The sequence below is a fragment of the Listeria immobilis genome (genome assembly GCF_014322765.1).
GTDB classification, from domain to species: Bacteria; Bacillota; Bacilli; order Lactobacillales; family Listeriaceae; genus Listeria; species Listeria immobilis.
Window position 1 is genome coordinate 57,887 of sequence record NZ_JAASTZ010000017.1, and the last position, 6,323, is coordinate 64,209.

Sequence of the window (6,323 nt, forward strand, 5' to 3'; positions counted from 1 at the left end):
ATCTCCAATCTATCTTGTAATACCCTGTTTTAATCAAAAAGAAACTGCTTATCTATCTTAGACTAGGAATAGATAAGCAGTCAACTATTGATTGTTGTTTAATTAACCTTTAAGCAGACGTAATCCATTTAAAATTACTAAAATAGTACTTCCTTCATGTCCAATAACTCCAAACGGCAAATTGATTAATTGGAAAACATTCGCTGTAATTAACATTAAGATAACTGCAATCGCAAAACAAATATTTTGCCAGGTAATTCTGTATAGCTTTTCCGAGAGTGTATAGGCATATGGAATTTTTTCTAAGTCGTTTTTCATTAAAACAACATCCGCTGTTTCCATTGCTATATCTGTCCCCTCTCCCATTGCAATCCCAACTGCTGCATGGGCTAGCGCAGGAGCATCATTAATGCCATCTCCTACCATTGCTACACTGCCATATTCCTCTGATAACCCTTTTAACACATCTACCTTTGTTTCCGGCAAACAACCAGAAATTACTTTATCCATTCCAAGTTCAGCTTGAATTGCCGCACCTGTTTGTTTATTGTCCCCTGTTACCATAATTGTTTTAATCCCTTTAGCTTGAAGCGCCTTAATTGTATGAACTGCTTCAGGACGGCAGGTATCTTTCAGCGCAAACATCGCTACCACGTCTGCTTCACATGCCACATAAACAACCGTTTTCCCCTCATTAGCTAATGCTTCAAATGTCGTTTTTGAAAATTTTTCTGATGGTATCTTTCCAATAAAATCAGCTTTCCCAATTTTCCAGTTTTTTCCGTGATACATTGCTGTTACTCCCCATCCAGGAACATCTGTTATTTCAATAGTTGTGATTTTTTCAATGGTTTCTGTTTCTAAAGCGTAAGTAAGAGCCGCTGCTAATGGATGTAAAGATTGGCGTTCCATTGCCGTTACTATATTAATAATCTGTTGTTGGTCCACTTTTTCTGCAAATATACGATCTGTAAGTTGTGGTGTTCCATTTGTAAGTGTCCCAGTTTTATCAAAGGCAACAGCTTTAATTCCTCGTAGATTTTCCAAATGCACTCCACCTTTAAATAAAATTCCATGTCTTGCACCATTAGATATTGCCGCTAATGTTGCTGGTGTTACAGATGCTACTAACGCACAGGGAGAAGCTACTGTTAATAAGACCATCGCACGATAAAAAGTTTCCATCCATGACCAACCGAGCGCATAATGAGGTAAAAATAGCATGAGCAACACAAATAGCAATACTGCTTTTACATACGTATCTTCAAAACGTTCAATAAAGCGAGCAGTTTTGGAAGGTTCACTTTGTGCGGTTTCTACTAAACGAATTATTTTACTAAAAATTGTATTATCAAACGTTTGTGTCACTTTTATAGAAATTGTACTACTTACATTAACCGTTCCACCAAATACCTCTGCCCCTTCTGATTTTGCTGCTGGAACAGATTCTCCATTAATTGCCGCTTCATTTAAAGTGGTAGAACCTCGAATAATTTGCCCATCTATTGGTACACTTTCACCAGGGCGGACGAGCACCATATCTTCTAAATGTAAATCTTTTGCTGCCACTTCCTCTAAATCACCATTTGAAAGTATCCGAAAAGCACGTTCTGGTTGAAAAGCCATTAATTTCGTGATTTCACGTTTACTTTTGTTTGTCGTATAAGTTTCTAAAGCACCACTAATGGAAAAAATAAAAATAAGGATAGCTCCTTCTAACCAGTAGCCAATAATTGAAGCGCCAATAGCTGCTAAAACCATCAATAGTTCCACATTTAATTTTTTTGTTTTAAGTGTCGCCTTAATACCTTCTTTGGCTTGTTCAAAACCACCAATAATAAAGGAACTCAGAAAAATTACCGCTGTCCAAAAGTCGCCAAGTTCCGAACCAAACATCCATCCCATCAAAATCAATATTCCACTAATGCCAGTTGTCACAAATTGCCAATTTCGCTTCATCCAATTTCTCATTAAACTCACCCTTTCTAAATGATAATCATTATTAACACCCTAAAAAACACAAAAATCTGCTTTCGCAACTGCGAAAAACAGATTAAACAATAATTATTATAATTTAAAAATATATAAAAGCTCTATTACGCTTAATATTATAGCACTTGCTAAAGATACTTTCAACGCAATTGATAATATATTTATCTAATTGATAATGAATTTCACTATCATTCCATTTCATAAAAAAACACTTGGGCAAAGTGCCCAAGTGTCATTTTCAATTATGGTAATTGATTTCCTGCCGCACGATAAATTTCATACCATTCCTCACGACTAAGCGTTATATCAGAAGCTTTGGCAATATCTGTAATACGTCCCGGATTCATAGTTCCTACAACTGTTTGGAATTTCGCTGGATGACGCTGAATCCAAGCAACCGCAATTGCTGAGTTTGTTATACCTTTTTCTGCTGCAATTTTATCAATAACACGGTTTAATTCAGGGAATTTATCATTATCTAAAAATACCCCTTCAAAAAAGCCATATTGGAACGGAGACCAAGCTTGGATTGTCATGTTGTTCAAACGGCTATATTCCAAGATACCGCCATCACGATCAATCGATGGGTTAATGGTCATATTTACATTCAATCCGCTATCAATCATTCCCGTATGCATAATGCTAAATTGTAGTTGGTTCGCAATTAAATCTTGTTCCACATATTTTTTTAGCAATTCAATTTGTCCTGGATTTTGATTACTTACACCAAAATGACGAACTTTACCACTTTTTTCTAATTCTGTAAAAGCTGCAGCTACTTCCTCTGGCTCAAAAAGTGTATCTGGACGATGAAGTAGTAATGTATCTAAGTAATCTGTTTTCAGGCGCTTTAAGCTACCTTCCACAGAGGAAATGATGTGCTCTTTAGAAAAATCAAAGAATCCTTGACGAATACCACATTTTGATTGAAGAATCATTTTTTCACGAACTGTCGCATTCATATCAATCGCATTTGCAAAAACTTCTTCTGATTTACCGCCACCATAAATATCTGCGTGATCAAAAAAATCAATTCCATTTTCAAGTGCTGTATTAATCACCTTATTCGCGTCCGTTTTGCTCAAATCAGCCATTCGCATACAACCTAGCGCAACTTCAGAAGCTGTTAAAGCACTATTACCAATTGTTATTCGTTTCAAATTAAGCACCTCTTCCTAAAAGTATATCCTTATTTTACCACTTTGTTGAAATCGTTACCAAACTTAACCTTCCGAATAAAAATTAATCCCTTTTTCAGTATCTTCTACAACTATTCCAGCCGGTTTGTTGAGTAGTAAAATACAATAGTAGAAATCACCAACACATCCTGATGTATGTAGCGCAAATATTAAATACACAACTGCTTCGTTCACGCCAAGAAAACGAAGAAGCAAAAACAAACCTGTAAGCACCACAAATGGAGCAATCGAGATAATAAAGAATTGTGGTTTCGTATAAAATGAACCTGGACTTGTCGCATATGCCATTCCCTTTTTAAAGCCGAATTTCACTTTTCCTGATGGTTGAAACGCTTTAAAGAAAATCCCGTGTACTGCTTCATGGATGATGAGTGATACAAAATAACCTAAAAAAAGCCAAATAATACCCTCAAATCCATTCGAAATCACATAACCACCTGAAAAAACAATTCCCAAAACAGTTAACACAAGTACAATAATAATCGCAGCAATATTCATATTTATAATTAACTTTTTATTTTCAAGCAAATTTATTTCTTCTACTAATTTTCTTTCCAAGTATACTCCTCCTTTTTATAAAAACACTGGTATTTTAGCTAATTTTATTATACAATACTTCTTGTCGGCATTCTATGTCACAAAGGAGAAATACCCAAGTCCGGCTGAAGGGGACGAAAAGTTATTCTTCTGCTAATTTCTATAAATTTCTACAACCCTCTGAAACAGCTATTTAAAGCTATTTTAAGAGGGTTGTTTTTTTCTACTACTCTGACGATTTACTAAAACCTCGTTTAAAGTGATAGTCAGAATGATAGTCAAAACCTCTCAACCGCTACAAATTTATTTGAGTATTTTAAAATTAATTTATAAAAACACTTGATTATATATCGTCGATGATATAATATAATTATAGAAAGGAGTTGAGAAAGTGAAAGACATCTTAGAGGAAATAAAAACAGTCCTTGAAATTATCACTCTTGTAGTAGCGCTGACAACAATACACAAGAATGATAAAGACAAGAACCGCTAAATCAGAGGGGTGAAACTCCCCTCCCTCTATTAAAAGTATATCACGTCTTTCATAAATTATGAATAAATATATCTGGGTTATATTAATTGTTATCTGTATCAATGGATTAGCCGGTTACTTTCAAAATACTTTTTTAATAGTAGCAGCTATCCTGGTCACTCTGGCATGTTTGATTTATTTAATTACAGAAAGGAAGCGGAAATAATGGCACAAACAGAAGCACAAAAACGCGCACAAGCAAAATGGAATGCGAAAAACAGAGAGAAAAACAAATATTTGCGTGACAAATCAACGGCGAAAAGTTTCGTAAATAAGTCCGGTTTTGAAAACATAGACGACTTGATGGAATTAAAAAAAATGATTGATGAAAAACTACTTAAAATGGAGGATATCAAAATGAAAATGACAACTAGCGAAAGTGAATTGATGAGTAAATTAAATTTAGAAGGGAAAACATTAGGTGCGATTGAACAATATCAACCAAAGGGGAAATCCAGTTTTGCGGATAAATTTTGGGCGGAGGACGTTAACAAGTTTTTATTAATGGGTTATAAATTTGACAATGACGCTGTTTTTTGCCACGATGGTAAGCCTTACATCGCGTTGACATCGGTCACATCTAAGTATAGTGAAGCTTTAGGAAGAGACGTTACTACAGATAGAATTTTTGCAGTAAAAGATTTATATGAATATTTAGCTGCAAAACATGGGGTTGAATAATGAGCAAATTTATCATCATGAAAAAATCCGTGTTAGATGACAGCTTGGAAAAAATGCAAAGTATTAGCGCGGCTAATGAAATACATGCTGCCCAAGCATTTCTAGAAGGTTATCCAGATTATTTTCATAAAAATAGTTGGATTCGTGTGTTAAACAATGATGTTGGTTGGGGAATTGGAAAAGATGGCATAGATCTTTGCCCTACCATTGAGGCAAATGTGGGACAAATTTTAAGCGATTTGTCCGTTGAATGTGATTTTGACTTAATAGAATTTGAAGAGCGCTAAGCACATGCTTGGCGTTTTTTTTGCATAAAAAAAGCCCTAACGGTGAGGTTAGGGAACTTTAGATATAAAGCTTATTTTAGTAACACCGTGATGACCATTCCAGCTATGCCAACAATTGTTGCTACAGAAAGCGTCCAAATAGCAATTGTTGTATTTCTGTTATCTTTTTTGCTATCTCCAACAATACTTTTTATATCATCTACAGATTTCTGGAATCTTTCTTCTCGTTCTCTAGATTCCCCTCGATAATTATCTAAGTTTTTTTCTATACGCTTTTCTAACTCTTTTTGCCTATCTGAATTTCTATTTTCTCGTTCTCTCATATCTTCCTTAATTTCTTGCATAAAAAGGTCATATTTATTTGAATCAGACATTTCGAAAACCTCCTCTTCATATATCTTTCTTACTTTACGGCCTTTTAAATCATTAATCTTATAGTTGTTTAAGTCAGTCACCTTTTTCATCGGTCGAAACCTCCAAGTAAGGTATTTTAACTTGTAAAATATTCGTGCTTTCATCAAAAGTTTCGTTTCCAAAAACTAGCCAATGTAGTTCTATAGTATAAAATCTATAAATATAATCACCTAATTCAGACATATTAATATCAAAATCAAACAAGAATTTCATATAATTGTTATCAAGTTCCATCTCATCAAAATCATATGTTATATTTTGAATGATTTCTGAGCCTTTCCCACCTACATTATCTACTAAGAGACATATTAGAGTAGAGTCTATTTTATCATTCGTAATAGGCATTCTAAGTTGCCTCAATCCTCCTATAGATACCACTACTCGAATCCCATTATTTGTAGCTTCCATTTCAAAACTTAGAATTGATGGTCTGAAATCCTTAACTGACATATAGTTCACCTCAGTAAAATAATAACACAAATTTAAAATATTTTGTAGTTTGTTTGTTTTAAAATTGTTGCGCTTAAAGTAATTTAAACTTTTGTTTTTATAGTAATTTATTTGTTAAGTTAAAAATCATAAAAGTATGTAAAAAACCCCCGCGAACGCGAGGGCATCAAAATTATTTTAAAAAATAGTTAGCTGTGTAATACCAGCCGTCCTTGTCATACCAAAGTTCTA

General features: G+C 34.2%; 7 protein-coding genes. 2 read left to right on the forward strand and 5 right to left on the reverse strand.

What is annotated here, in order from left to right; genetic code table 11:
* Positions 1 to 102: 102 nt before the first annotated feature.
* The 3 genes from HCJ50_RS12660 to HCJ50_RS12670 all read right to left on the reverse strand — a co-directional run bounded on the left by HCJ50_RS12660 (position 103) and on the right by HCJ50_RS12670 (position 3,749).
* Positions 103 to 1,971, reverse strand: coding sequence for a heavy metal translocating P-type ATPase (locus HCJ50_RS12660; protein WP_185344865.1), 1,869 nt, complete (start codon positions 1,969 to 1,971; stop codon positions 103 to 105).
* 263 nt (positions 1,972 to 2,234) lie between these two features.
* A complete protein-coding gene (locus HCJ50_RS12665; RefSeq protein ID WP_185344863.1) occupies positions 2,235 to 3,152 on the reverse strand; it encodes an aldo/keto reductase in 918 nt (305 codons plus the stop codon).
* Positions 3,153 to 3,215: 63 nt separating this feature from the next.
* The gene (locus HCJ50_RS12670) at positions 3,216 to 3,749 is read right to left on the reverse strand and encodes a DUF3267 domain-containing protein (RefSeq protein WP_185344861.1); all 534 of its coding nucleotides are present in this window, start codon (positions 3,747 to 3,749) and stop codon (positions 3,216 to 3,218) included.
* A 676-nt stretch (positions 3,750 to 4,425) separates the two neighbouring features.
* Between HCJ50_RS12670 and HCJ50_RS12675 the strand changes: the two genes are divergently transcribed.
* A complete protein-coding gene (locus tag HCJ50_RS12675; protein WP_185345024.1) occupies positions 4,426 to 4,941 on the forward strand; it encodes a hypothetical protein in 516 nt (171 codons plus the stop codon).
* Entirely contained in the window at positions 4,941 to 5,228 is a 288-nt protein-coding gene (locus HCJ50_RS12680) for a hypothetical protein (RefSeq protein ID WP_185344859.1), read from the forward strand. The genes HCJ50_RS12675 and HCJ50_RS12680 overlap by 1 nt, the downstream gene beginning before the upstream one ends.
* Before the next feature lie 71 nt (positions 5,229 to 5,299).
* Here HCJ50_RS12680 and HCJ50_RS12685 read toward each other — a convergent pair whose 3' ends face one another.
* Together HCJ50_RS12685 and HCJ50_RS12690 are read right to left on the reverse strand one after the other, a co-directional pair.
* Positions 5,300 to 5,692: a hypothetical protein gene (locus tag HCJ50_RS12685; RefSeq protein WP_187127557.1), complete on the reverse strand. Its 393-nt coding sequence runs from the start codon at positions 5,690 to 5,692 to the stop codon at positions 5,300 to 5,302.
* The gene (locus HCJ50_RS12690; RefSeq protein WP_110165205.1) at positions 5,676 to 6,092 is read right to left on the reverse strand and encodes a hypothetical protein; all 417 of its coding nucleotides are present in this window, start codon (positions 6,090 to 6,092) and stop codon (positions 5,676 to 5,678) included. Before HCJ50_RS12690 ends, HCJ50_RS12685 begins: the two co-directional genes overlap by 17 nt.
* Positions 6,093 to 6,323 lie beyond the last annotated feature (231 nt).

Bases quoted from the DNA above. Each gene is read 5' to 3' on its own strand.
- HCJ50_RS12660 (WP_185344865.1), bottom strand. From the start codon at position 1,971: ATGAGAAATTGGATGAAGCGAAATTGGCAATTTGTGACAACTGGCATT.
- HCJ50_RS12675 (WP_185345024.1), top strand. From the start codon at position 4,426: ATGGCACAAACAGAAGCACAAAAACGCGCACAAGCAAAATGGAATGCG.
- HCJ50_RS12680 (WP_185344859.1), top strand. From the start codon at position 4,941: ATGAGCAAATTTATCATCATGAAAAAATCCGTGTTAGATGACAGCTTG.
- HCJ50_RS12685 (WP_187127557.1), bottom strand. From the start codon at position 5,692: ATGAAAAAGGTGACTGACTTAAACAACTATAAGATTAATGATTTAAAA.
- HCJ50_RS12690 (WP_110165205.1), bottom strand. From the start codon at position 6,092: ATGTCAGTTAAGGATTTCAGACCATCAATTCTAAGTTTTGAAATGGAA.